This is a genomic window from Prevotella sp. C561, assembly GCF_000224595.1.
GTDB lineage: Bacteria > Bacteroidota > Bacteroidia > Bacteroidales > Bacteroidaceae > Prevotella > Prevotella jejuni.
The window spans coordinates 12,533-36,785 of the sequence record NZ_JH114149.1 but is presented as its reverse complement, the minus strand read 5'-3'; the positions used below and the strand labels follow the sequence as shown (position 1 = coordinate 36,785).

Sequence of the window (24,253 nt, the reverse complement as noted above, 5' to 3'; positions counted from 1 at the left end):
TCCGTATGGGAGAAGGGTAGGGGGAGGGCCTATTAGTGGGTTCTGCAGTGTGGGCATCTTTCTTATTGATTATGAGAAAACTACGTACAATCGAAATGAATCGGCTCTCTGTTGAGGAGTTTAAGGAGGCTGATAAGTTACCACTCATCGTTGTCTTAGACGATGTGCGGTCGTTATATAATGTGGGAAGTGTCTTCCGTTCGGCTGATGCTTTCCGTGTTGAGGCTGTCTATCTATGCGGTATCACGGCCACACCTCCTAATGCTGAGATTCATAAAACAGCACTTGGTGGAGAGGACTCAGTAGACTGGCGTTACTTTGAACGTACTGAAGATGCTGTCGAAGAACTCCATCGTAAAGGCGTGTTTGTATATAGTGTCGAACAGGTAGAAGGCTCAACAAAGCTACAGGAGCTTAACACTCAACACCCTAATCGTCATCACTCATCACCCAACACTTCATCATCTATCACTCAACATACCATCAACACCCAACACTCAACACCCAACACCCACTACGCCATCATCATGGGCAACGAGGTAAAAGGTGTAAAACAAAGTGTCGTAGACATGAGCGACGGCTGCCTTGAAATACCTCAATTCGGTACCAAACACTCACTGAATGTAAGTGTGACAACCGGTATTGTTATTTGGGAATTTGCCCGTCAAATACTCTTAAAGTAAGCATCTAACAACCTATATCAGCATATTTTGGGGGCTTTTTAGCCCCCTTTTCTTTTACAACTCATGCGCTGTACAGCTATTAAAGTTGTCCTTTATCCATCGTAAAGTTTGTTTTTCTACAATTTCTTTTCATGAAAATAATTCGTAGTTGACTGTATTTATGTAATCTATAAGCGCCTGTAAGGTCTTTTCTATAGAGTGTTTTTATGATGTTAAGAGGGTTTTCAAAACGGTTTGTAGGTATTCTTTAAAAGCGAAGGAATGCCCTACCTTGTGTAAAGAAAGTTGAGACTAAACACGGTCGAAGCGTATGAGAGAGGCATTAGGACACTACAAAGTAGTCTTTCTGCCCAACTGTTTCTTGCAAAATGTGGGTTAATTCTGTTGCTATCGGTCTGAAACATAAGTACTAAATATGCTCTACCTAATACGGTCAGCGTTCCTCTTCCGCCTTAAAGAGATAGAAAGAAGAGGTGTAGAGGCCCCTGAAGACATAGCGTTCTATCCATGGTTGGCACTCCTTCTAAAAGTCTTTTCCGGCATACGCCAGCCCTGTAGCGGTTGAAAGCACAGCTCCTGCACCAGCCAGTAGATAGTCAGTCTTGTCAATAAGGAGCTGTAGTTCGACAATACACTCAGATAAGCTGTTGGTATAAGGCATAATCAGTATCTTTGAAGACATTGAAGATGACGGTCTTTACATGCCGTCTTGGGTATTCCTTAACAGTCTTAACAGCTATCTTGGCAGCTAACTCTTGTGGAAATCGAAATGCTCCTGTAGAGATACAACAGAAGGCAATACTCTCCAAGGAGTAGTCTTCTGCGAGCTTGAGCGATGAGCGATAGCATGAGGCAAGGAGCTCTTCCTGTTCCTTAGTTGGTTTTCCGTTGGGGATGATAGGACCTACAGTATGGATGACATAACGTGCAGGAAGGTTGAAGCCTGGTGTTATCTTTGCTTGTCCCATGGCCTCTTTGTGTCCTTGTGCTTGCATTATTTCGTTGCAGTAACACCGAAGTTGGATGCCAGCAGCCGAGTGTATGACATTATCAATACAAGCATGTAAAGGCTTAAAACAGCCGAGTAGCCTACTATTAGCCGCATTCACAATAGCATCTACCTTTAGTCTGGTTATATCTCCTTGCCATAGATGTATCCCTTCCTGCCTTAGCTCCACGACACCTTTCTCTTCTCTTTGTGCTGCCAGCTCCTTGTCTTGTGCGTCGATAAGCTCTTGTGAAGGTTTGTCGGGCTGTCGAACATTTATCAACGAACGCATGAGGCGTTGTTTGAGGGGCAAGGTGTCTGGGTTAGTCCATCCTGTTTCCATTTCTGAAAGCATGATGTTAATAGCATTGTCAATGTTTTTTAGTCTGTCCATCATTTATCCTTTCTTTGCGAATTGTTCACCTACAAAGCCTTTACTTTCCGTATGCTCAATGAGATTGAAATGTCGGTAAATAGGTAGAGTAGGGTGTAGGTCATAGTAATTAAGCCTTGTTTCGATTACAAAGGTATATTAAGTTTTCCATTACTACAAGAAAGTAGCTTTATGTTTCATACTTACCAAATAAAAAGAAACGGATAGTTAAAGAGGGTCTTAGAATAGAGTTTAACAAATAGGGAGTATCAGTAATTTCATAACTGATGTTCTTTTCTTATTTTTATAATCCAAAGTTTTATTGTAATGACTGGTAAGAACATCAATCTTTCCTATTTAACTTGCCCTATATGGTGGGTCATCAGTCGTATTGGCGACAAATGGTTAATGTTCGTTCTATACGTTATTATTGTAAGTACAAAGGCTATCCTACATCTCAATTAGGCTTCTTTGGAGTTTAGACGGATGATATTTATAAAATAAGAAGGAGGCGATTACCCTTCTAACACGGCAACTCTTTGTTTCATCTAATGGCTCTTTTTAGTATATGGAGTTAGGTGTTTTGTAAAACAATCTGCTCCTGTTTGCAGCAGATAATAGTTCCCCTCTCCGAATTATTTTCATGAAAAAAAATATTTTTCTTCATGAAAATAAATATTTCTTGTCGTGAAAATAAATCTTTCTCATCATGAAAAGAATTTAGAGGCATCGCATTGTTCGGTTGCTTAACGTTGTGGGGATGGTTCGTTTAGATGCTTGTTTTCAGTGTGCTTTAGGGTATATAAGAGCCTTAAAAACAATTTTTTAGGGTCGATTTAGTTGTTTATTTAAAAATAATTCATACTTTTGTAAAAGACTAAAATCTATGTAGAAGGAGGGTGTGAACCGAAGAGTTGATATCTGAATATTACTTAACTTAAAACTATTAATGGTATGCTTATGAAGAAACGATTATTGTATCTACTCGCTTTGCCAGTAGTTATGTTGCTATTGGCAAGCTGTCATTGTGAAGAGGACGACTTTATTGATAGGCCAGATCCTAAGAGTTTGATTATTAAAGGGGTTGCTAAAACGCCAGATGGACAGCCTATTCCTAACATAGAAGTGAAGTTGGATTATATGATTATGTCTGGTATTTTTTCTACTAAGGTATATCATAAGGCCAAGGCAACGACGGATAAGGATGGTGACTACATAATGTTTTTCAACTTAAGTAACAAAGAAATAAAGTCTTTGACCACTGATTCAGCTGAAGTAGGCACCGACTACTCTCTACAGATGACGTTGGATTTGAGTAAGTTGGATGATAAAGTGTATCTATTACCTACTGATATCACAGCAGTACATCCGTTGAGTGAGAAAAAGATCTTCTATTCGTATTATATAATGCCGGGTCGTTTACAGAAAGGGCAGGTGTATGAGCAGAATATATTCATCCCTCGCAAGCAGCTTGTGAAGGTAAGGATAGAAACGAATGGGACTATTAACGAGAAGGATAGCTTTGCCATTTGTAATAAAGTCTGGTATGGTATGGAGAATCAAATACCGGAGGATTTTAATCAAGCAAGAGGCTATTTAAACTTTTACCAACCCGTGAAACTGAAGAATACACATAGTCAGACAGTGCAGATCTCATGTGCAGTTGAGCAGAACAGTAAGCTTAGCTTGTATCGTCTACCATATGGAGAGTATAATTATAAGGAGTATTCTTCGGAGGTTGAGGTCCCTGTGATGCAGACAGGAGGTGAGTTGATACTTAGGATGCATTAGGCTTATTCTGTGGCTGTTTAGTCTTAGTAGGGCTAAGACTCATGGGTATAGTAACAAAAATAGGGGCTGAGTGCTCAGTCCCTATCACCTTGTATTGTATTTGTATTAAATAGCTCGAAGCACCACGGCAATGGTCTTCATGCGCACATAGTTCTCACTCAAGAACATAAAGCCACCGTAGCGATTGGCTGTTCCCCAGCTATTTTTGCAGAGGAAGAAGCGACGGCCGTGCTGGTCGTGAGCCAATCCAACGATTTCCATAACGTGATCATCCGTCGTACGATGTGCCTCAAAAGAAGCTTGTCGACGCTCAGCAGTCACCTTTTTGTCTTCATGTTTCAACACAGCAAAGCCATTTCCAAATAAGAAACCAGGCTCTGAAATGTCGCCTTCCCAGCACACTGGGTGTCCAGAACGTAGGTTTTGTACGATGCGATTCAGCATCGTGTCGAGTGGAACATTTAGGAAGCTGTTATGGAAATAGTTGTCTGGTACTTCCAAAGGGAAGCGTTGTCCGTATGGATGATGCGTGAAGCTCGTCATAGCTAAGTATTCATCATCTGTGCATACACTGTGGGCAAACTCCAAGGGAGTGTATAGTGCGCCTAACATAAAGACCTGCTTCGGTAGCGGTCCGATATATTTATCTAACAAATCCTCCGTGTTCTTGCCATAATCCAACTTACGACAGAGAACGTTATAGTCCATATCAGGCCTGTGATGATAGGCATCATAATGCTGCAAACCGTATGTCTGTATAAGGTCGAGTGCCATGGTGCTCATACCACGAGTTGTAATGTCTTGCTCCTTCTGAAGCATCTTGTGGGGCAGAAACCGACGTCGAGCAACCTGTTCACTAAGGTACATACGTGCCACAAAGTCGGGACTTAGGTTTATAGAATCACCCCGCATGATGTGTTCAGTCTCAAGGGTTGCAAGCATGCCATAGACCCAGCAGAGTGAACTCGACCCTTGATCTTTCACTGGAGTAGTAGGGAGTCGCAGATCAATAGTGAATTTCTCCTTTGGAATATCCACCCTACTCCGTTGCTGCCCACAGCTTACTAACACTAAACATGCCAAGAATATAAAGATACCTTTCTTCATTCTTCAATCCAATATTACCGTTTCTGTCTTGCACTTGGTTCTTGATAATGCTGCATTATCCCATAACCAGCACTAAAAACAATCGCTAAGTTAACTATAGAACATTTGTCTTAACTCCTCTCACTCCCTTTCACTCCTTAACTCCTTAACATCCTCTCTCCCTCAATACTCCACCATCTTGGTCCAAGCCTCAGCCACTTCCTTATCTAATGGTGGAACAACAGCAGGGATAGAGAAGGTCCAAACGCTGTTCTTCTCCTTCTTTATACGTTTGAGTTCACTCTCAGTAATGGTCATACGGTCCGACACATAAAACTCACTCCATACGTCAATTCGCTCGTCATCGTCCTCTCCACGGTAGTGAGCAAAGAAGGTTTGATGCTTCTGTGAGGCAAGGAGAAGATTGTTAGAGAGGTAACTCTCGCTCTCATCATACTGCGTCATACGAGCCACGATACCATACATACGCAGCTGACTCATATCTATTTCGTGCTTTGGTTGTCCGACAAGTTCGTCCATCTCAAGGGTTGTCACAACCTCTGTCTTCCCATTAATCTTCCGCTTCTCCTTGCTTATCTTGCCACATTTATCAGCCCATCGGTACACATCTCCATTGTTGCGAGTGGAATACTCTTCACTGTCAATACTCTTAAGGAGGGTCTGCCGTTCCAGATTAGGGAGTGATATCTGTACAAAGGTATCGTCACCATTGGCTTTCGGAGCCTTACGACGACGTTCACCAAGGAATTTTCGTTCAACAAAAGGCGATCCTTTCTTCCCTTCTGAAGCCTCAGTAGCAGTGTCAGAAAGCGGTATATAAAACTCCATCATACCATCAATAAAATAGCTAAGCATAGAGTTTGTGGTCTGATAGACACGATAATAACCTTTCAGACGAGTGTATTGTCGTTCCTGCGCCTGCGTATTCACAACTGCAAGAATGAGTATTAGGGAGAGCAAGCAACTACGTTTAAACATTTCTTTTAGGGTTTATATGAGTGCAAATTATATGTATTCCATTAGGATTCCCCACACGGCTATAATATGACAAATGCTACCTACGAGTACGAAGAAGTGGAATACTGTGTGCATATACTTACGCTTATTGAGCGAATAAAACAATGCACCGGTGATATACATGACTCCTTCTGCAAAGATCCAGACGAGCGATTGCGTTTCCAAAGCATCGACTAATGGCTTGAAAGCGACCAATACTGATAGTCCCATACCAATGAATGTCAACGTTTCTAAGTTACTATGGTCACGCAGTTTACGGAAGGATGAGATGGTGCCAAGTATCGCACAAAGCCATACAAAGGCAAACAAGCCCCAGCCCCAAGCACCTTGATTGCGCAAGGCTATCAGTGTTATGGGAGAATAAGAACCTGCTATATGCCAATAAATAGCAGCATGGTCCCACTTCCGCAATCGTTCTTTCCATACAGAATGAGCAGAGAGGGCATGATAGACGGTCGATGTGATATAGCTGAAAAGCATCCCGACAAGATATAATATCACACCTGCTGTTGCCCAACCAGACCGCTCCTTAGAGCACCAAACAAGGAAAATCGTACCGAACACTACGCCCAGTACGATTCCTCCACTATGACTCCATGAGTTCCATAGTTCCTCTTTGTGTGAAAAGAATATCTTTCGTTTCACCTTATATATTACTTTCTTCTGCGGCTCTTGCTACCTCGCTTGCTGTTCTTTCGGTCGTTCTTCCTATTTACAGCATACTCAGCAGCAGCCTGCTTAGCCTTTAATGGGCGACCATCATCAAGTGCGAAGTCGAGTTGTCTACGCTCTAAATCAGCCTTAGCCACCTGTATGCGGATAGGATCACCAAGTTGGTAGACGTGGTGACGACGACGACCAACGAGACAATAGTTCTTCTCGTCGAAATCGTAATAGTCATCGTCGAGGTCACGCATTGGTATCATACCCTCGCAATGGTTCTCGTCTATCTCCGCATAGATACCGAAACTCTGAATACCAGATATGTGTGCATCATAGCATTCACCGATATGCTCGCTCATAAACTCAACCATCTTATACTTGATAGAGTCGCGTTCTGCATTCTGTGCAACGAGTTCCATGTCTGAACAATGCTCACAAAGCTCCTCGTAATGTTCCTTATTAGCCGAGCGACCACCGTTCTGATAGCGTGTTATCAAGCGATGAACCATCGTGTCGGGATAACGACGAATAGGCGAAGTGAAGTGGGTATAATAATCGAAAGCAAGTCCGAAGTGACCGATGTTATGCGTAGTATACTTCGCCTTCATCATCGAACGGAGTGCAATCGTCTGTATCACTTTCTCTTCACGTTTGCCTTGTACCTCTTCCATCAGCTTGTTCAACGCACGAGCTGTAGCACCCTTCGTACTTGCAGACTTGAGTTTATAACCGAACTTAGCTGTGAACTCACGCAAGTTCTCGAACTTCTGTGGATCAGGATTATCATGAACACGATAAGGAAGGGTCTTTGCTTTCTTGCCTTTCTTCACGATTCCGACGCTTTCTGCTACTGTCTTATTAGCCAAGAGCATAAACTCTTCAATCAACTTGTTGGCATCCTTTGAGCGCTTAAAGTAACAACGGATTGGCTTACCCTTCTCATCAATGTCGAAGTGGAGCTCTTCTGAATCGAACTTCACGCTTCCTGCCTTCATACGACGACCACGAATCAGCTTTGCAAGACGGTCAAGTGTAACGATTTGTTCAGCATTCTCGCCTTTATATCCAGCCTTTCCTGGGTCAGGAGCAGGCTCACCTGTACCATCAACAACACCATTGTCTTCTAATATCTGCTGTGCCTCTTCGTAGGCATAACGACGGTTAGACTTGATAACGGTGTGCACAATTCGATAAGCCTTTACGTTTGCTTCATCGTCAAGGTTGAATATACAACTGAAAGCAAGCTTCTCTTCATCTGGACGGAGCGAACAGATAAAGTTACAAAGGCGCTCGGGAAGCATCGGGATAGTGCGGTCTACGAGATAAACTGACGTCGCACGCTGTTGCGCTTCACGGTCGATAATATCTCCTTCCTTGACATAATGCGACACATCAGCGATATGTACGCCCACTTCCCACAGTCCACTCTCTAACTTTCGGATAGAAAGTGCATCGTCAAAGTCCTTTGCGTCGCGTGGATCTATCGTACATGTCCATACGTCACGGAAGTCTTCACGCTCCGCATAGTCCTGCGCTGTAATCTCAGCACTTATCTTCTCGGCAGCGTCCTCGACACGTTTAGGATACTTATAAGGCAATCCGTACTGTGCAAGGATGGTGTTCATCTCTACATCATTGTCACCAGCTTCACCCAAGACGTCCACCACTTCGCCCACAAGGTTCTTATGGTCAGCATCAGGCCACTTCGTTATCTTCACCAAAGCACGGTCGTCTGTCTTTCCTCCCTTTAGTTTCTTCTTAGGGATAAGGATGTCATGAATAAAGAGATTCTCCTGAGTTACAAGAAAGGCAATGTCCTTCTCGACCCGCAACCTTCCAACGAAGGTGTCTTTCTTCCGTTGCAGTATCGCGATGACCATTGCCTCTTTTATATGATTCTGACGGCGTGCCATGAACTGAACCCTTACCTGGTCGCCATTCAAAGCTGCCATAGAATTACGCTCAGAGACAAAGACTGGTGTACCACCATCCTCTGGCAAGAATGTATTCTTACCATTTGCTTTGCGGATAAAGGTACCTTCTTGCACCTGTCCCTTGGTGTTCAATATATAAGCACTGTCTCCTACCTTTGACAGGAAATCGTCCCATGCCAATTCCTCCATCACATCTATGGCCAACATCTTAGCCGGATGAGTAGTAAGCTTGAGTGCATGAAATATCTGTTTGAAGCTGAATGTCTCTTCTGGTTGCGTCTGAAAGAAACTCATAAGTTTCTCTGCAAGCTGCTTCTTAGTCAATCGCTTGCTGCTTTTCTTTTCTTTCCTCATAGTGGAATTAGTAGTTTGAAGCTCAAATAAGGTTATCCTAAGCAGTCGAGAATACCATCAGTTAGTTTTGTCCGGAGGCCCCGGACAAACTGTCCGGAGTAGCCGTAAGGGTTGTCCGAAGCCTTCGGACAAATTGTCCGGAATAGACGTAACAACTGTCCGGTAGGTCAGGACTATACGAGTTGAGGCTTAGTTGCTATGTAGTTCATTACATACAAAACATCTAAAAACCATTACTTGAGTTTTATTATTTTCTACAAAGTAACGAAAAAGTTTGTATCTTTGCAAACGTTTGGAACGATTTTTTTAATGAAAAAGATACTTATAACTGGCGCATCAGGCTTCATCGGCTCCTTTATCGTGGAGGAAGCACTGCGCAGGGGTATGGAAACTTGGGCGGTAGTACGCCGTACTTCCTCACGAGAATACCTCCAGGATGAGCGGATTCATTTCATAGAATTAGACTTCTCATCTGTCGATAAACTAAAAGAACAGCTCTCTGGACATCAGTTCGACTATGTTGTTCATGCCGCTGGTGTGACAAAGTGCTTGAACAAGGAGGATTTCTTCCGTGTCAATAGAGATGGTACGCACAACTTCGTACAGGCGCTACAGGAACTTAATCAGCCTTTGGAGCGTTTCGTTTTCCTCTCAAGCCTTAGCATCTTCGGTGCTATCAGAGAGCAACAACCTTATAAGGAGATTGAGCCAACAGATACTCCACAGCCTAACACAGCTTACGGTAAGAGTAAGTTGGAGGCTGAACAGTTGTTGCCTTCATCCTTCCCTTATATCATCTTGCGCCCAACTGGCGTGTATGGACCACGTGAGAAGGATTACTTCCTGATGGCAAAGAGCATCAAGGGGCATAGCGACTTCGCTGTTGGTTATAAGCAGCAGGATATTACCTTCGTATATGTTAAGGACGTGGTACAGGCTACCTTCCTTGCACTTGACCACGGAAAGATAGGCAGTGCCTACTTCCTAAGCGATGGGAAGGTCTACCAGAGCACTACTTTCAGCGACCTTATCCACGAGGAGTTAGGTCGTCCTTGGTGGATTCGCATCACAGCTCCGATATGGGTATTACGTGTTGTCACTTTCTTTGGTGACCTTATTGGACATGCGACAGGTAAGATTTCGGCTTTAAACAACGACAAATACCAGATTCTAAAGCAGCGTAACTGGCGTTGTAACATCCGCCCTGCGATTGAAGAGTTAGGCTATAAGCCTGAATATGACCTCCAACGAGGTGTGAAAGAGACTATTGAATGGTATAAAAAAGAAGGCTGGCTGTAATTTAGCTTATTATTATTAGCCTTATTGGCCCAATTAGGCTAATAAGGCTAATAGGCCTAATAAGCCCAATAACAACAAACAATGAAACAATTCATCATAGACTTATTTAAATTAGAAAAGAAGCCCGTAAAGGGTCTTATGGCATACGAATGGGTGGTAATGGCTTACTTGGTGTTGACACTCATCGTCATCTTCTTTATGTACACCACCATTAACAACCCGCAGGCAATGATCTTCGGTCGTCTACGCATCGTCGCTTTAACGGCTGCTATGTGGGTGGTTTATCGCTTAGCTCCCTGTAGGGCGACTTGTTTCCTACGTGTTGGCGTACAGTTAGGACTGCTTGCTTGGTGGTATCCTGACACCTTTGAAATCAATAGACACCTGCCCAACCTCGACCATCTCTTTGCGCAATGGGAGCAAGACCTCTTTGGTTGTCAGCCAGCATTGCTCTTCTCAAAGGCTTTGCCGGGTCCTATCTTTAGCGAGTTGTTCGACATGGGCTATGCTGCCTACTATCCAATGATAGCCGCAACGGCTGTTTATTACTTCGGGTGGTATTATAAGGAGTTTAATAGAGCTACCTTTATCATCCTCTCTTCCTTCTTTATTTATTACGTCATCTTCATCTTCGTGCCTGTAACAGGACCTACCTTCTATTACAAGGCGATTGGTTTACAGAACGTGACAGCGGGTATCTTCCCTAATGTTCACGACTACTTCAACCATCATCAGGAGTGTTTACCAAGCCCCGGATATACTGATGGCATCTTCTATCACCTCGTTGAGGATGCTAAAGCAGCTGGCGAGCGTCCTACTGCAGCCTTCCCAAGCTCACACGTTGGTGTCAGCACCATCTGTATGTTGCTCCTTTGGCACGACCGCAACTATAAACTTTTAGCTATCCTTGCACCTTTCTATCTTCTGCTTTGCTGTGCCACTGTTTATATTCAAGCACATTATCTCATTGATGCCATCGCTGGTTTCATCACTGCAGTTATCCTCTTCGCCATCCTCCTACGCATATCACGTAAAATGATAACAGAATAATGCTACACTATGGATAAGAAATAAGACTATAATAAAGTCGATTAAAGGCGTCAAGTCAATAGTTTCTTCGTATAAGAAAAGTATGTAATACGATAAAAACTATTGACTTGACGCCTTTTATTTTATGCCTTTTCTGATTCTTAAAACATCATTTTCCGTTGAAACCACTTGGCAAAAACAGGGTCAGTAATAGCCAACTCCGTCCCACGCTTTTCTATCAAATCACGCTCAAGGAGTGCTTTCTGCAATCGGTTGATATTCGAGTAACTACCCAACTGATATTTCTCTCGTATCTTTGCAAGTCCAAAGTCTTTCGTTACACCAGAGCATAAGGCACGCAGAAAGTTAAGTTGATACTCCGAGAGGGGTTCAACCATCTGCATAAAGAGTACCTCATTTGTCGCTAAGAGGTCGTCTGTTGCCTGTTTGATATCGCTCTCATCCACTGTCTCTCCTTCTTCCTTCTGTGTATAAACGAGCCAAGATAACTGCTGAACATAGGCTGAATAGTTGTCGGTGAAGCTGCATATCTCCTCCGCAAGGGCTGAACTGATAGTCCTCTTACCATCTGCAAAATGACTGACAATATACTCCACCCACTCAGTCGATGGTATCTTGTCGAGCACTATCAAGTCGCCAAACTGATAGAAAGGCATACTGCGGTGTAGAAAGATGCTACTCATTAAGTGATGCTTACTACCGAAAAGACAGTAAGATACGTGCTTCTGATGTTGCCATACACTCCTTAATCGTGCCTGTACATGCTTGCTATCGGTCATTTCACCTATCTGTTGAAACTCATCAATACAGACAACAATCTGCTTTCCTTTCTTTATAGCAATCTTTTCAACCATCTCAAGCACTTCTTCTGGCGTATGTGTCTTCGGAGTTATACCCAAAGAAATAGCAAAATCACTGTTCGGTTCGGGACTAAATGATATCTTTGGCGTAAGTCTATACAAGAACTCCTTTGCCTCCTCGAGCCACATACTCTGCTTTGATGCCGTCTGCTTCAGTACTTCTGATGCCAAACGGTTGTAAAAGTCATATTCGCTCTTACAACCAAAGATGTCTAAATAAATCGTTATAATATCTTCTGACTTCATCTTTTCACACACACGCATCACCAAGGAGGTCTTTCCCAGTCGACGAGGAGACATCAGAATGGTATTGATACCACCTCTGAAATTATTCATCAATCGGTTTGTTTCCACTTCTCTTCCTATGAAGTTATAATCGGAAACAGCTACTCCATAAACAAATTTCTTGCACATAACGATTACAGTTTTAGCTTGTCTTACGACTGCAAATATAGTAATAAAATAGCAATCACACAAGTTTGTGTCATACAAACTTGTGTGACACAAACTTGTGTGACAACTAACATGCTTAAAAGCAAGTATTTATAAGATACAAGGAAAGGAAAAAGCGATATCAAAAACACCTTGATATCGCTTCTTTTTTATACTCTTTTTACGTAGAATAGACATGTGGGAAAACAACATTCTACGGATGTTTATCCTACAGAAAGACCACAACTACGAATTCTTTTCATGAACGAAAAGAATTATTTTCACGCCAAGAAATATTTTTCTTCATGATAAGAAATATTTATTTTCATGAAAATAATTAGTTGATAGGGACTACATACCGTTGCCAGTACCCATTCCAATACTGTTCATTTGTTGGTCATTCTTCTTTTCTTGATAGTCATTTGTAATCTTACTCTCATGTGTTTGGAACTGCTTTTTAGTGTTTCCAAAGTTCCAAGTGAGGGTTAATGCCACGTGTTGTGCTGGTATCGTGATGTTCATGTGGTTCTCGAAATCAGCACCATGGCTGTATTGTTTGATGTGCATCTTGCCTGTCAACGGAACGAAATACATCAAACTAAGGTTGAGTTTGTCCTTGACAAAACTCTTTGAAAGGGTTGACGTGAACATATTAAAGCCCCCGCTATATCCCTGCAATGAACGTTTCTTTGTCAGTCCACCCATAAACACACTCCAATTCAGCTTCCATGGGAAGGTTTGTTGTACGCCCAAGAATGCGCTTGCTTGCCATCCAAAGTTGTGTTCGCCCAACTGCTCCGAACGAATATCTCCATAGTCAACTCCTCCATTGAGCATGATACGTGTCTTAGGGGTGACTGCATAGTTCATAAACATACTGAAGTTGGTCCAACGACTACGCACGATATTACCATAAGTTGTATTCAGCACTGTTCCATTCATAAATGAATATTGCTCAATCTGGTTGTTGGCAAAAGCCTCACCAAGCGTCATATTCATCATAAACTTTGGTGTGAAGTAATTGAATACTAAGCTAACGTTGTGGCTTTTCTCAATCGATAGGTCCGGATTACCATAACTCAAGACTGTTGGATTAGAACGATCGATATATGGGTTGAGGTAACTAATACCCGGACGACTGATGCGCATGTTATAATTCAAGCCTAAATTAACTCCGCCAGAGATATTATAACTGAGGCTGGCAGAGGGAACAAGACTTCCATAATTCTTCTTAAAGTCGGCACCAGAACCGACAATAAAGTTCACCTTCTCCCACGTATGTTCATAACGTAAGCCTGCCTTTGCACCAAACTTACCCATCGTTGCACTATACTCAGCATACTCAGCCAAGATACTCTGTGTGTTCTTATAGTTCACACTGTTAACTGCATTATAGACCTCTGTACCACCTGTGATGTCATAGAACTTAGAGTCAGACGAGTTGCGATGAGAGATAAACTTCAAACCAGTACTCAATGTCTGTCCTTTTCCTAATGGAGTCGTAAAGTCAACCTGCACAGTATGCTCCGTTCCACGTGTCTTTGCTGTTGAATAAAGGTCGGATAAAGGAATCGTCACACCTGCTGGAAGTGCGTCATAAGTGCGTCGGTTATTACTCTCAGCAGGGGAAGTAGTGAAGAGGTAACTCAATGTCAAACTACTTGTATGTTCCTTATTGAAGAAGCGTTGATAGTCAACACTTCCGTTAAACGACGTACTCTTATTCTCCATCGTCATCTGATTGCCATACGTGAAACCGGTTCCGTAGCTTCCACCAGAGAAGGTTGTCGTAGGGTGACCATCGTTTTTTATCGTGTTACCAGTCAACCCGAAGGTAGCACCAATATTACTCATAGAGTCGAGTTCATAGCCTAAGCTAACATTACTCATCGTAAAGTTAAAATTCGTATTACCCCTCTGCCAATAGTCCATACGTGACCCATCAGATGAAGTACGGCGCATCTCTGTTTCTGTTCCGTCTGCCTTACCCTTTGAAACCATCAGGTTAGCACTGTAAGTGAGCTTTCCTTGCTGTCCACTCAAGAAGGTTGAACCACGATATCCCTTGTTGCTTATGGTGGCAGCAATACTACCGTTGTATCCGTTCAACTTCGTTTTAGCCTTTCCGTCAGCATTATTCATAACGATATTCAGCACACCACCGACACCCTCTGCATCATATTTTGCACCAGGGTTTGTGACTACCTCGATTGACTTCACAGCCGAAGCAGGCATCGCCTTGAATATCTGTGAGGGATTAGAAGAGAACATTACGTTAGGTTTTCCGTCCACATAGACCTTGAAGGAACCTTGTCCATTGACGGTGATGTTGTCCTGTCCGTCTACTGTTACCATCGGAACCTTACGCAACATATCAAGTACGGTGTTCGTCTTGACATCATTGTCGCTCTGAACATCGTATGTCATCTTGTCGGTTTCCATCTTTACAAGCGGCTTCTGTGCTACAACCTCGACACCCTTCAACTGCTTTGTATCGTCTTGTACAAGGAGGTTTCCGAGGTCGATAATACCTCCAGCTTCCGTGAGTTGTACCCTACGCACAATCTCTTTACGACCCATTGAAATAAAGGAAACAATATAGCTGCCCTGTCCTGTTACCTTTTGAGAGAACTTTCCGTCCTCTGCTGTCACCGACATAGCCACCGGTGTCTCGCTTTTCTTACCTTTGTAGACTCTGATAGTGGCGTATGGTTCGCCCTCATGGGTCAAAGAATCGAGCAATACACCCGATATCGTTGAGGTCTGACCATGTGCGGTAATGGCAATAGCCATCATACCCAAAGTAAAAATTAACCTATTCATTTTCATGTTCTCTATGTTTTTACGGCTGCAAAGATGATATAGATGTAATACAAAGTTGTTTCCCATTACGATAAACAACATCAATAAAATCATTAGTAATCACCTAACCATTCGCGTTTTACTATATTGTCTATGTGCGTATTATACGATGCAAAGCTAACGAAAATATTCTAATAAAACAAGTTTTGAAAGTAAAAAAGAACAATTTAAAATAGGATTCTTTCCTACCTCTTCTATGCTATACAATAACTATACTAACAACGTATTGCATCGTGTTTAATCCTCCGCACCTTCCGTGCTAACGCCCCGCACCACTCGTGCTAAGCCTCCGCACATAATGTGCGGGATATCAACACGGAGATAGAAAAGCATTATGAAGAATCATTATTGGCATGATAAGAGATATAATAAGCCATTAATGACCAACTTCGTAAGGATAGGCATTTGCCCAATAGTACAAAAAGAAGATGATTACCAAACCCCGATAATCTTGTTATCAAGGCTTGATAATCATCTTGGAAAGTATTTTCTTACTTCAAACAAACCAACTGAATGGCAAAACCACCACTCTTAGCCAAGTGCAAGTTAAGTATTGTTTCGTTGTTAACCATCTGCTGTTCGATCGTCATAGAGTAAGGGTTCTTATCGTATTCAGCATCTGGGCCATCCTTATAGATGATAGCCTTGTAGCTTTTACCAGGTGAAAGGAAGTCGAGTTTCAACTTGATATCACGTGCATTCTCGTCACTCATACCTCCAACAAACCAGTTCTCACTATCGCGATCCTTACGTGCAGTAACGATATACTTGCCTATCTCCGCCATTGGAATCACAGTCTTTTGCCAGTTAGAAGGCATCGCCTCGATGAAAGCGAAGGCTGGTTGGTCCTTGTAGTTTTCGATTTCGTCGGCTGCCATCTGCCATGGAGTATAAATAACAACATACTCAGCCAACTGCTTAACAAGTGTTGTGTGCGGATGCGTATTAGGATAAACCCTACCTTCAAGGTTGAAGATTCCGGGTGTAAAGTCTATCGGTCCAGCTAATTGACGAGTAAAGGGAAGCACACAGAGGTGGTAAGGTGGGTTGCCACCATTGCCATCCCAAGCATTCCATTCTTGCCCTCTTACACCCTCACTGGCGATGAGATTGGGGTAAGTACGCTGTAAACCAGATGGCATAGCAGGCTCATGATTGACAATCATGAGGTGGTGGCGGGCTGCAGCCTCTATCACCTTGCGATAGTGACGCACACCATATTGAGAGTGCTGGTGCTCCTTATCGTCCATTAGATTATTGACATAACCCGTCTTAACAGCCTTGATGCCCATCTTCTCATAGAGAGAGAAGGCTTCTTCTAACTGGTTCTCATAGTTCTTTGCAGCGCCACCTGTCTCGTTGTGAGCGATGAGTGAGACACCCTTTGACAGTGCATACTTCTGCAATCCCTCAAAGTCATAATCAGGATAAGCCTTTGTGAAGTTGAATTTATCACCTTCCTTACCCCAGTCGTTTTCCCATCCATAGTTCCAACCTTCAACTAATACGCCCTTGAAACCATGCTGTGCAGCAAAGTCGATGTAGCGTTTTGTATTCTCGGTTGTGGCACCATGCTTAGGACCTGGAGCCCAAGTGGCTGTCTGCATGTGGTAAGACCACCATACACCAACATACTTTCCTGTTGTAATCCATGATGTATCCTTAATCTTACAAGGGTCGTTGAGGTTCAACATGACACGGTTTGTAATCAAACCGCCTACCTTATTCTCCACTGACAACATACGCCAAGGACTGACGAAAGGAGCTTTTGCACGTACCAAGTCGCCATTTGACCATGGAACTAACTCTGCCTTCAATCTTACATTCCCATCTTTTGTCTCTACAGGCTTAACATTCAGCGAAGAATAGTCTGTCAGATTTGCCTCGTGAAGCATCATATAAAGGTCTGGTTTTGCCTCGATAGTAACAGGGGTGCATACCTTTCCCTTCTTACTTAAGTGGTCCTTTGTCCACAGTCCCTCATAGTAACCAGCATCATAAGGCAATGTCCATGCCTCTGAATCGCCCTTAAAGCAGAACTCTGTAGCCTCATCCGTAATGACAAAGTCCTTCAACTGCTTTTGTTCAGGGAATACATAACGGAAGCCCATACCATCGTCAAAGACACGGAAGACGATATTCAGCTGTCGCTGCTGTCCTTTCTTCTGTGCCAACTTCATAGTCAACTCGTTATAATGGTTGCGTACATCGACTTCTTCTCCCCATGGCTGGCGCCACGTTTCGTCCTTTGTAGCTCTTGCAAAAGCCACAACACGGAAGTCACTATCAAGACTTCCATCTTTCAGTTTCATGCCCAAAGCTGAAGGGAGAAGGATTACCTCCCCACCACGACGCAAAGAATAATAAGGTCGTCCAGCATTATCAACACCCACTGTCAGCGTCAGATTGCCCGAAGGTGAACTTACCGTAGCTTCCTGCTTTGCCATCATTGCCATTGGAAGGAGTGCAAAGCACAGCACTAAAAAGAGATTTTTAAAACGTTCTGTTTTCATTTATTGAGATTTTAATAATATTAATTCTTACCATTAACAGCATCTAACAATGCCTTTGCCTCAGCCGTCTTCAACTGTACAAGGGCGTTATAAGCCTCCTTAACCTTCGCATTATTAGGTTGTGCAACACGTGCTTGATACCAGCGATAGATAAGTTCTAAGTCGGCTTGCTGATAGCTTACGCCAGTGAACTTCTGCAACATAAGGAGGTATTTATACCCATATTCCAATGTTGGTTCAATAGTAGTTCCCTCGCCATAGTCGTTCCATGTGCTTATTTGCAGATACTTCAGACCTGCCTGTCGGGCTGCATCAAGCTGTCGTTGGAACAACGCTCCGTTCTCAGCACTGTATGTCTGATAGCCTGTACCGCCCTCACCTTCTTTGTAATAGTCCCAGAAACCAGGCATAGCACCGCCTACAAAGCACTTATAATCCTTTGCTATAGCATAGTTAGGATTAGGATTTACCCACGTATAAACACCTTGTGCATTGTCTGAATAAGTAGCATTATTAACGCTTCCCATCTTTCCTTCCAACACAAGGAACATTGGTTTTGTGGTGAGGATAGAGAAACTACGATACCAGTCTTTTGGCGATTCCATCTGAATAGGACCGAAGTCTAATAACAATGGACGACCCTCAACCTTCAAATAACTATCGTCCTTAAAGAAGTTCTCAGCTAAATAGCGGAGGTCCTGACGTACTGTTCCAACCTTATCCGTCACCCCTTCGAGTGTTCTGTCTTCATAAACGACAGACATCTTGAGTCCTGCACGCTTCAAGGCACGGAAGAGTGCTTCAGTATTCGACTTATGTAAGGCGATTGAATTATCACTATTAATACCATACCAGTCGACCATCACACCGTCTAAGCCGGCATATTTCATCAGTAAACACTGATAATCCAATACAGCCTCATCGCCACTTGCGTAAGGACCCGTCTGTGGATAATAGTGTGAAGCTATCTGTCTTTTGCCGTTAGCATCGGTCTTGTTAGGGTCACAGTTCTTCATTGTCCAGTGATAACCCCACTTTCCTTCGTTCTTAGGGTTGGATGTGGTGGTTTCAAACCAAGGCATATAATGTGCATACACCTGCATGGTGTTTGATTTCGTAACGGCAACAGGCACTACTTGCGTAGTCTGCTGACTGCCTTCAGTCTTCTTAGGTGCACCCTCATAGCTGTCTGCACAAGATGCAAAAAGCAATCCTGAGACAGCTGCAAATGTAAATACTGATTTCAACTTCATCTTGTTTAATGTTCTCTTAGCTGACTTTCTCGTTCTCGAAGTAGGTACTGACAGAGTCTTATCTGTCCTATTGATGCTGCCACGCTACGTGCTACCGCTGTGCAAAAGATGCCCTTTCGTAAGTACAAAGATAAACTTTAAATGCCGTGAAAAAGCACTTCGACAGTGTAAAACGTCATCTCGCTTGAATTATTTTCATGAAGAAAAATATTTTTTTTCATGAAAGGAAATATTTTTTTTCACGATGAGAAATATTTTTTTTCATGAAAATAATTCGCGTCAGACAGCTACCCTATAGAGGAAAGTCATGTTATTAATGTGATATTACGTGGGTTGTTCCATCATGGAGGAGGCTGTTCTTGTGTCACTTAGCGGTCTTTTTCAATCCGTTAAAGCCCTACTGATTAAAGCCCTCAATACCCAATGGCAACTGTATGGACCATCAGTCCCTACCGTACCATTGGGCATCTTCATAACACAAAACCCATCAAAGATTAATTCTCATAGCCTGGATTCTGCTTTAAGTTAGGATTTTTACTCAACTCCTCTTGTGGAATTGGATAGATACCCGTGTGCTTGTCGGCAGGATCGGCAGGCTTTTCCCACCACGGTTTGAAGTAAGTTCCGAAGCGGATGTTGGTTGTTCGACGTAGATTCTCAAATACAAACTCATGCTTCCATTCGTTGTCAAGGTCGTCGAGGGTGAGCGTTGTGAGGTCGTCGAGGCCTGCACGCTTACGAATCTGATTGATATAAGTGAGTGCTGTAGGGGTGTAACCTAAACGGAAGTTACACTCTGCTTGCATCATCAAAATCTCCGCATAGCGCATTAGTACCCAGTCGTTGTCACGCTCCCAAGAGTCATTAGCACTCCATTCGTACTTGTTCAGACGTGCACCAGCATTCTTTGCAGCATCGGTAAAGTTGTCTATTTCCTCTGTGTAGTTCAACGGTGAGCCATCATCCATCAGTACTTCAGAACCATCCTTAGCACTGTATTGCTGACCGATGAGCAGACTCTGGCGTCGAACATCCCTTGCGTCGAACGAAGAATAGAGCCCCGGTTGAGCACAGATACCGTTACCACACCACTGATAAACGCCAGCTGGGTCGAAAGCCAACTTCTGGTTATAGTGGTAGGTCATACTTGCAAGGTAGTTACCAACTGTTCCCTGCTTATGATCATACGGTATAGAGAAGATGATTTCAGGCGACTTTTCGTTCTGAATAGCGAAACTTGCCTTATAATTAGGCGTCAGCGAATAGCCTTGAACCTTATTACAAGCATCAAGACAATCCTGCCAACGAGCCGTACCAGTAAACACCTCGGCATTAAGATAGAGTCGTGCCAAGAGCGTATTGGCTACGTTCTGGGTAAAACGACCGTAGGTAATGCCAGAAGGCAAGAGTGGGATAATCTCCTTAAGTTCCTTCTCAATGAAAGCAAAGACATCCTTACGCGGAGTATTCGTTGGGAGTTCTTTCTGTGTGAAGTCGGTCACTACTGGTACATTCCCAAAGCAGTCGAGTAGGTTGTAATAGTAGTAAGCACGCAAGCCACGCAACTCTGCCTCCACTTTCTGCTTATCCTCTGTGGTCAGTCCACTCTGTTCTACTTGATAGATAATGGCATTCACCTTTGAAACACCAGTGAAGTTATATCGCCATACAGAGAGGATACCAGAGTTCTTAGCATCCCAGTTGTGGCGTTGGAACTGCTGATAGCGACCGCCATCATACCAGTCTGTACCACGGGTTGGGATACATGCCTCATCACTTGAGCACTCCTGTGTGAAGAATACATACTCACAAGTAGGATAACAGATGATACCTGCGCCCTCAGGAGTACCTGAACCATAGCCTCGGAGAGTAGCGTAAGCACCTCCAACGATGGTTGCTACCTCAGAAGAAGTCTTGCCATAGTCATCCTGCGACACCTTATCGTAGAGTTGCTCGTTAAGGTCAGTACAGGAAGCCAACGCCAAGAGCAGTCCTACTCCTAACCAAGCCTTCCGTGTGGGAAGGATGTTTGATATGTTAATATTCAATCGTTTCATAATAATTATGTTCTTATTAATGTTGAAGATTACGGTAAGATTAGAAGCCAATGTTCACACCCAATGAGAAAGTGCGTGGTCGTGGGTAACTGTTGAAGAAGTCAATACCAGGTGAGTTCAGTACGTTGTCTGGTACGCTTACTTCTGGATCGATACCCTTATAGCCTGTAATACAGAAGAGGTTTTCGCCTGTCACATAGAAACGTAGACGACTAAGACCCATCTTCTTCACTGCATTCATCGGAACAAAATAACCCAAAGTGATAGACTGTAGACGGAAGAAATCACCATTCTCTATGAAGTAATCAGAGAAAGTTGGATTATCAGTAATACCGCTCTTCATGAAGTCGTCGAGGGTGTTTTGTGATGGGAAGCGTGTTGGGTCATACATCACCATGCGGCTAACATTCAGTACCTTCTGTCCAAACATACCGTATGCAGCTACGCTTGCATCGAAGTCATGCCATGTTGCATTGAGTGAAAGACCAAGGTTCCACTTAGGCATTGCTGAACCTAAATAGCCTTCCTTCACCTTTCCATTCTCGTCTTTCTCAAGCATATACTTGCCATCGTCTGATATTCCTGTGCAATGAGGACCCCAGAAGGCACCTGCAGGAAAGCCCTCTTTGATGACCTGTGCGTAGGTGTTTGACATACCACGAACACTATGCAGAGGACCTGCTTGAAGTCCAACTGCCTGATATTGGTCGTTAGAAAGCTTCGTAATTTCCTGATGGTTGTAGGCAAGAGAGAGGTTAGCATCAAGTGTCCAATCCTTCGTGCGGACTGCTTTATAACCCAAAGTAAGCTCAAATCCCTTGTTTACTAAGTCACCAACATTCGCCAACATCGTACCCACAAGGTATGGAGGTTGTGGCACTGGATAAGTCCAAAGGAGGTCGGAAGTCTTCTTATAGTAAAGTTCTAACGTACCATTCAATCTATTGTATAGAGAGAAATCAACACCAAGGTTCCACTGTGCTGTTGACTCCCATTTGAGGTCAGGGTTAGGGTTTTGAATCTGTGTGTAGGAGTTCTTCCATGTTCCTGTAGTCCCATCGTAGTAGGCAGAACCTGCTGCAGAGAGGATAGAGAGCGACTTATATTCGCCAATACCATTCTGATTACCAGTCACACCGAAGCCTGCACGAAGCTTTAAGTTGTCGAGCCACTCACGTGTTGAAGCCATGAAAGGCTCTTCAGAGATACGCCAAGCCAAAGAAAGAGAAGGGAATACGCCCCACTTATGGTGCTGACCGAAGCGAGAAGAACCATCATTACGCAGCGTAGCAGTAAGCATATAGCGGTCCATCAGGCTGTAGTTCACACGACCAAAGAACGAAATGAGCTTTGATTCACCCTTATAAGAACCCACATCTCCCTGTCTGTGGTCTGTCCCTGCACCTAAGTTGTTATATCCGAAAGCATCAGAATCGAAGCCTGAGCGTGTTGAACTGAAGCCTTCATAGGTGTTATCGAGGTAAGAATAACCACCCATAAGATTCAAATGGTGGATGTCTGCGAACTTTTTATCGTATGTTAAGTAAAGCTCTAACTGCTTATTTGTATAGTCATCATAGATTCTTTGACCCCATCCATGCTCACTCTGTCCCTCCATTCGAGCATAAGTAGGCTTGTATAAGCCCGACTTAACAGAGTTGAATTCGTATGATGTATTGACCGTAGCAACCAATCCTTCGAGGAGAGAAAGCTCTGCCTTCAAGTAGCCTAAGAAGCGATGACGCTTACGGTCTTCGGTTCTGTTGTTGTTTAACTCAACTGGATTCTCTGTGTTTGTACCATTGAATTGAGCATAGCTGCCATCTTGATTATAGACAGGGAAGGTTGGTTGAAGGTTAGTCATACGTTCAAAGATACGGTTATCGACTGGATGCCAACTGTCAAAGTTGGTGTTGATGCCCTCATCCAAGCGTAAACGACCATTCATTCCAGTCTGATAAGCAGAGAGAGAACCAGCAAGTCGGTTCATAGTATTGTTCTTTATGACTCCTTGATTGTTGTTATAAGTGAAGCTGGCACGGTATCCATGGTTCTTCTTAGACGATGAGAAGTTGATATTATGCCCATGAGAGATAGCCATACGCATAAGTTCTTTCTGCCAGTCGGTGCTTGCTCCGAAGTCTAACGCACTCATATTACCTGTTGAACGAACATAACTACGCCACTGATTTGCCGATAGTAAGTCGAGTGTTTTGGCTGCAGAAGCTAAGGCAACATAGCCATTATACTGAACAGTATTCACCTCAGTGTCTGAGCCTTGACGATTGGTAGTGATGATGATAACACCATTTGCACCACGAGAACCATAGATAGCCGCAGCAGAGGCGTCCTTGAGAATATCCATGCTGACAATCTCTGAAGGTTGTACAGAGTTGATATCAACACCTGGAATACCATCTACAACAACCAACGGACCATTACTTGCCGACAAAGACGTACCACCACGAAGACGGATAGAAGCACCTGACTCAACAGCTCCAGAGCTTTGTACGATAGAAAGACCAGCCACCTTACCCTGCAACAACTGCTCAGTAGAGGTGATAACACCCTGTTTCATATCCTTTGAATTGACTGAGGCAATGGCACCCGTAAGGTCGCTCTTGCGCATCTTACCGTATCCAACGCCCACGATAGTCACCTCATCAAGTGTCTTGGCATCCTCTTCCATCACGATTTTCAGACCTTTTCCTGCTTGCACCTTACGACTTGTATAGCCCACATAAGTAACTTCAAGCATATCACCTGGCCTACACTGAATAGTGAAATTACCATCAATATCAGTGATAGCACCCACCTTACCGCCTACAACACTTACCGAAGCGCCAATAAGTGGCTCATGACCGCTATCAGATACCGTACCAGTAGCAGTGAAGTCCTGTGCTGATACCTGACTACAGAACATCATCAACGCAAAGAGGATGAGTCCCGATAGTTTATTTTTTATTGTTAGTTTCATAGATTTTAATGCTTTTATGGATTGAATAAGACGAGGAATC

At 43.3% G+C, this 24,253-nt stretch carries 16 protein-coding genes; 4 read left to right on the top strand and 12 right to left on the bottom strand.

Annotated elements, in window-relative coordinates; translation table 11 throughout:
- The first annotated feature begins 71 nt into the window (after positions 1-71).
- A complete protein-coding gene (locus tag HMPREF0666_RS11185) occupies positions 72-683 on the top strand; it encodes a TrmH family RNA methyltransferase (protein WP_042856312.1) in 612 nt (203 codons plus the stop codon).
- Positions 684-1,206: 523 nt separating this feature from the next.
- Here HMPREF0666_RS11185 and HMPREF0666_RS17415 read toward each other — a convergent pair.
- Together HMPREF0666_RS17415 and HMPREF0666_RS11175 are read right to left on the bottom strand one after the other, a co-directional pair.
- Positions 1,207-1,344: a hypothetical protein gene (locus HMPREF0666_RS17415; RefSeq protein ID WP_157600276.1), complete on the bottom strand. Its 138-nt coding sequence runs from the start codon at positions 1,342-1,344 to the stop codon at positions 1,207-1,209.
- Positions 1,319-2,068 (bottom strand): protein-ADP-ribose hydrolase, encoded by a 750-nt coding sequence (locus tag HMPREF0666_RS11175; RefSeq protein ID WP_009012458.1) that lies wholly within the window; start codon positions 2,066-2,068, stop codon positions 1,319-1,321. Before HMPREF0666_RS11175 ends, HMPREF0666_RS17415 begins: the two co-directional genes overlap by 26 nt.
- A 936-nt stretch (positions 2,069-3,004) precedes the next feature.
- Between HMPREF0666_RS11175 and HMPREF0666_RS11170 the strand changes: the two genes are divergently transcribed.
- Complete coding sequence (locus HMPREF0666_RS11170; RefSeq protein ID WP_042856310.1) at positions 3,005-3,835, top strand: hypothetical protein; 831 nt, start codon at positions 3,005-3,007, stop codon at positions 3,833-3,835.
- A gap of 105 nt (positions 3,836-3,940) precedes the next feature.
- Here HMPREF0666_RS11170 and HMPREF0666_RS11165 read toward each other — a convergent pair whose 3' ends face one another.
- From HMPREF0666_RS11165 to rnr, 4 genes are all read right to left on the bottom strand, one after another.
- Positions 3,941-4,942, bottom strand: coding sequence for a C1 family peptidase (locus HMPREF0666_RS11165; RefSeq protein WP_009012455.1), 1,002 nt, complete (start codon positions 4,940-4,942; stop codon positions 3,941-3,943).
- 162 nt (positions 4,943-5,104) lie between these two features.
- Positions 5,105-5,920 (bottom strand): hypothetical protein, encoded by an 816-nt coding sequence (locus HMPREF0666_RS11160; RefSeq protein ID WP_009012454.1) that lies wholly within the window; start codon positions 5,918-5,920, stop codon positions 5,105-5,107.
- Positions 5,921-5,947: 27 nt separating this feature from the next.
- Positions 5,948-6,604 (bottom strand): hemolysin III family protein, encoded by a 657-nt coding sequence (locus tag HMPREF0666_RS11155; RefSeq protein ID WP_009012453.1) that lies wholly within the window; start codon positions 6,602-6,604, stop codon positions 5,948-5,950.
- A gap of 8 nt (positions 6,605-6,612) precedes the next feature.
- Positions 6,613-8,910 carry a ribonuclease R gene (rnr, locus tag HMPREF0666_RS11150; protein WP_009012452.1) on the bottom strand — a complete coding sequence of 766 codons (2,298 nt, stop codon included), beginning with the start codon at positions 8,908-8,910 and terminating at the stop codon, positions 6,613-6,615.
- Between the two features lie 309 nt (positions 8,911-9,219).
- Between rnr and HMPREF0666_RS11145 the strand changes: the two genes are divergently transcribed.
- Together HMPREF0666_RS11145 and HMPREF0666_RS11140 are read left to right on the top strand one after the other, a co-directional pair.
- Complete coding sequence (locus HMPREF0666_RS11145) at positions 9,220-10,209, top strand: NAD(P)-dependent oxidoreductase (RefSeq protein WP_042856305.1); 990 nt, start codon at positions 9,220-9,222, stop codon at positions 10,207-10,209.
- A gap of 81 nt (positions 10,210-10,290) precedes the next feature.
- The gene (locus HMPREF0666_RS11140; RefSeq protein ID WP_009012450.1) at positions 10,291-11,259 is read left to right on the top strand and encodes a phosphatase PAP2 family protein; all 969 of its coding nucleotides are present in this window, start codon (positions 10,291-10,293) and stop codon (positions 11,257-11,259) included.
- A gap of 140 nt (positions 11,260-11,399) precedes the next feature.
- Here the strand turns inward: HMPREF0666_RS11140 and HMPREF0666_RS11135 are convergent, their stop codons facing one another.
- The 6 genes from HMPREF0666_RS11135 to HMPREF0666_RS11110 form a co-directional block, all read right to left on the bottom strand.
- Entirely contained in the window at positions 11,400-12,533 is a 1,134-nt protein-coding gene (locus tag HMPREF0666_RS11135; RefSeq protein WP_009012449.1) for an ATP-binding protein, read from the bottom strand.
- 369 nt (positions 12,534-12,902) lie between these two features.
- Positions 12,903-15,380 (bottom strand): TonB-dependent receptor domain-containing protein, encoded by a 2,478-nt coding sequence (locus HMPREF0666_RS11130; protein ID WP_009012448.1) that lies wholly within the window; start codon positions 15,378-15,380, stop codon positions 12,903-12,905.
- A 524-nt stretch (positions 15,381-15,904) separates the two neighbouring features.
- Entirely contained in the window at positions 15,905-17,926 is a 2,022-nt protein-coding gene (locus tag HMPREF0666_RS11125; RefSeq protein WP_009012446.1) for a glycoside hydrolase family 97 protein, read from the bottom strand.
- 20 nt (positions 17,927-17,946) lie between these two features.
- Entirely contained in the window at positions 17,947-19,179 is a 1,233-nt protein-coding gene (locus HMPREF0666_RS11120) for a glycoside hydrolase family 71/99-like protein (protein ID WP_009012445.1), read from the bottom strand.
- A gap of 494 nt (positions 19,180-19,673) precedes the next feature.
- Complete coding sequence (locus HMPREF0666_RS11115; protein ID WP_009012444.1) at positions 19,674-21,236, bottom strand: RagB/SusD family nutrient uptake outer membrane protein; 1,563 nt, start codon at positions 21,234-21,236, stop codon at positions 19,674-19,676.
- 40 nt (positions 21,237-21,276) lie between these two features.
- Positions 21,277-24,213, bottom strand: a complete 2,937-nt coding sequence (locus HMPREF0666_RS11110; protein WP_009012443.1) for a TonB-dependent receptor — start codon at positions 24,211-24,213, stop codon at positions 21,277-21,279.
- Positions 24,214-24,253 lie beyond the last annotated feature (40 nt).

What these genes read in the sequence shown, in the direction of transcription:
- HMPREF0666_RS11185 (WP_042856312.1), top strand. Translation starts at nt 72, where the DNA reads ATGAGAAAACTACGTACAATCGAAATGAATCGGCTCTCTGTTGAGGAG.
- HMPREF0666_RS17415 (WP_157600276.1), bottom strand. Translation starts at nt 1,344, where the DNA reads ATGCCTTATACCAACAGCTTATCTGAGTGTATTGTCGAACTACAGCTC.
- HMPREF0666_RS11175 (WP_009012458.1), bottom strand. Translation starts at nt 2,068, where the DNA reads ATGATGGACAGACTAAAAAACATTGACAATGCTATTAACATCATGCTT.
- HMPREF0666_RS11170 (WP_042856310.1), top strand. Translation starts at nt 3,005, where the DNA reads ATGAAGAAACGATTATTGTATCTACTCGCTTTGCCAGTAGTTATGTTG.
- HMPREF0666_RS11165 (WP_009012455.1), bottom strand. Translation starts at nt 4,942, where the DNA reads ATGAAGAAAGGTATCTTTATATTCTTGGCATGTTTAGTGTTAGTAAGC.
- HMPREF0666_RS11160 (WP_009012454.1), bottom strand. Translation starts at nt 5,920, where the DNA reads ATGTTTAAACGTAGTTGCTTGCTCTCCCTAATACTCATTCTTGCAGTT.
- rnr (WP_009012452.1), bottom strand. Translation starts at nt 8,910, where the DNA reads ATGAGGAAAGAAAAGAAAAGCAGCAAGCGATTGACTAAGAAGCAGCTT.
- HMPREF0666_RS11145 (WP_042856305.1), top strand. Translation starts at nt 9,220, where the DNA reads ATGAAAAAGATACTTATAACTGGCGCATCAGGCTTCATCGGCTCCTTT.
- HMPREF0666_RS11140 (WP_009012450.1), top strand. Translation starts at nt 10,291, where the DNA reads ATGAAACAATTCATCATAGACTTATTTAAATTAGAAAAGAAGCCCGTA.
- HMPREF0666_RS11135 (WP_009012449.1), bottom strand. Translation starts at nt 12,533, where the DNA reads ATGTGCAAGAAATTTGTTTATGGAGTAGCTGTTTCCGATTATAACTTC.
- HMPREF0666_RS11130 (WP_009012448.1), bottom strand. Translation starts at nt 15,380, where the DNA reads ATGAAAATGAATAGGTTAATTTTTACTTTGGGTATGATGGCTATTGCC.
- HMPREF0666_RS11125 (WP_009012446.1), bottom strand. Translation starts at nt 17,926, where the DNA reads ATGAAAACAGAACGTTTTAAAAATCTCTTTTTAGTGCTGTGCTTTGCA.
- HMPREF0666_RS11120 (WP_009012445.1), bottom strand. Translation starts at nt 19,179, where the DNA reads ATGAAGTTGAAATCAGTATTTACATTTGCAGCTGTCTCAGGATTGCTT.
- HMPREF0666_RS11115 (WP_009012444.1), bottom strand. Translation starts at nt 21,236, where the DNA reads ATGAAACGATTGAATATTAACATATCAAACATCCTTCCCACACGGAAG.
- HMPREF0666_RS11110 (WP_009012443.1), bottom strand. Translation starts at nt 24,213, where the DNA reads ATGAAACTAACAATAAAAAATAAACTATCGGGACTCATCCTCTTTGCG.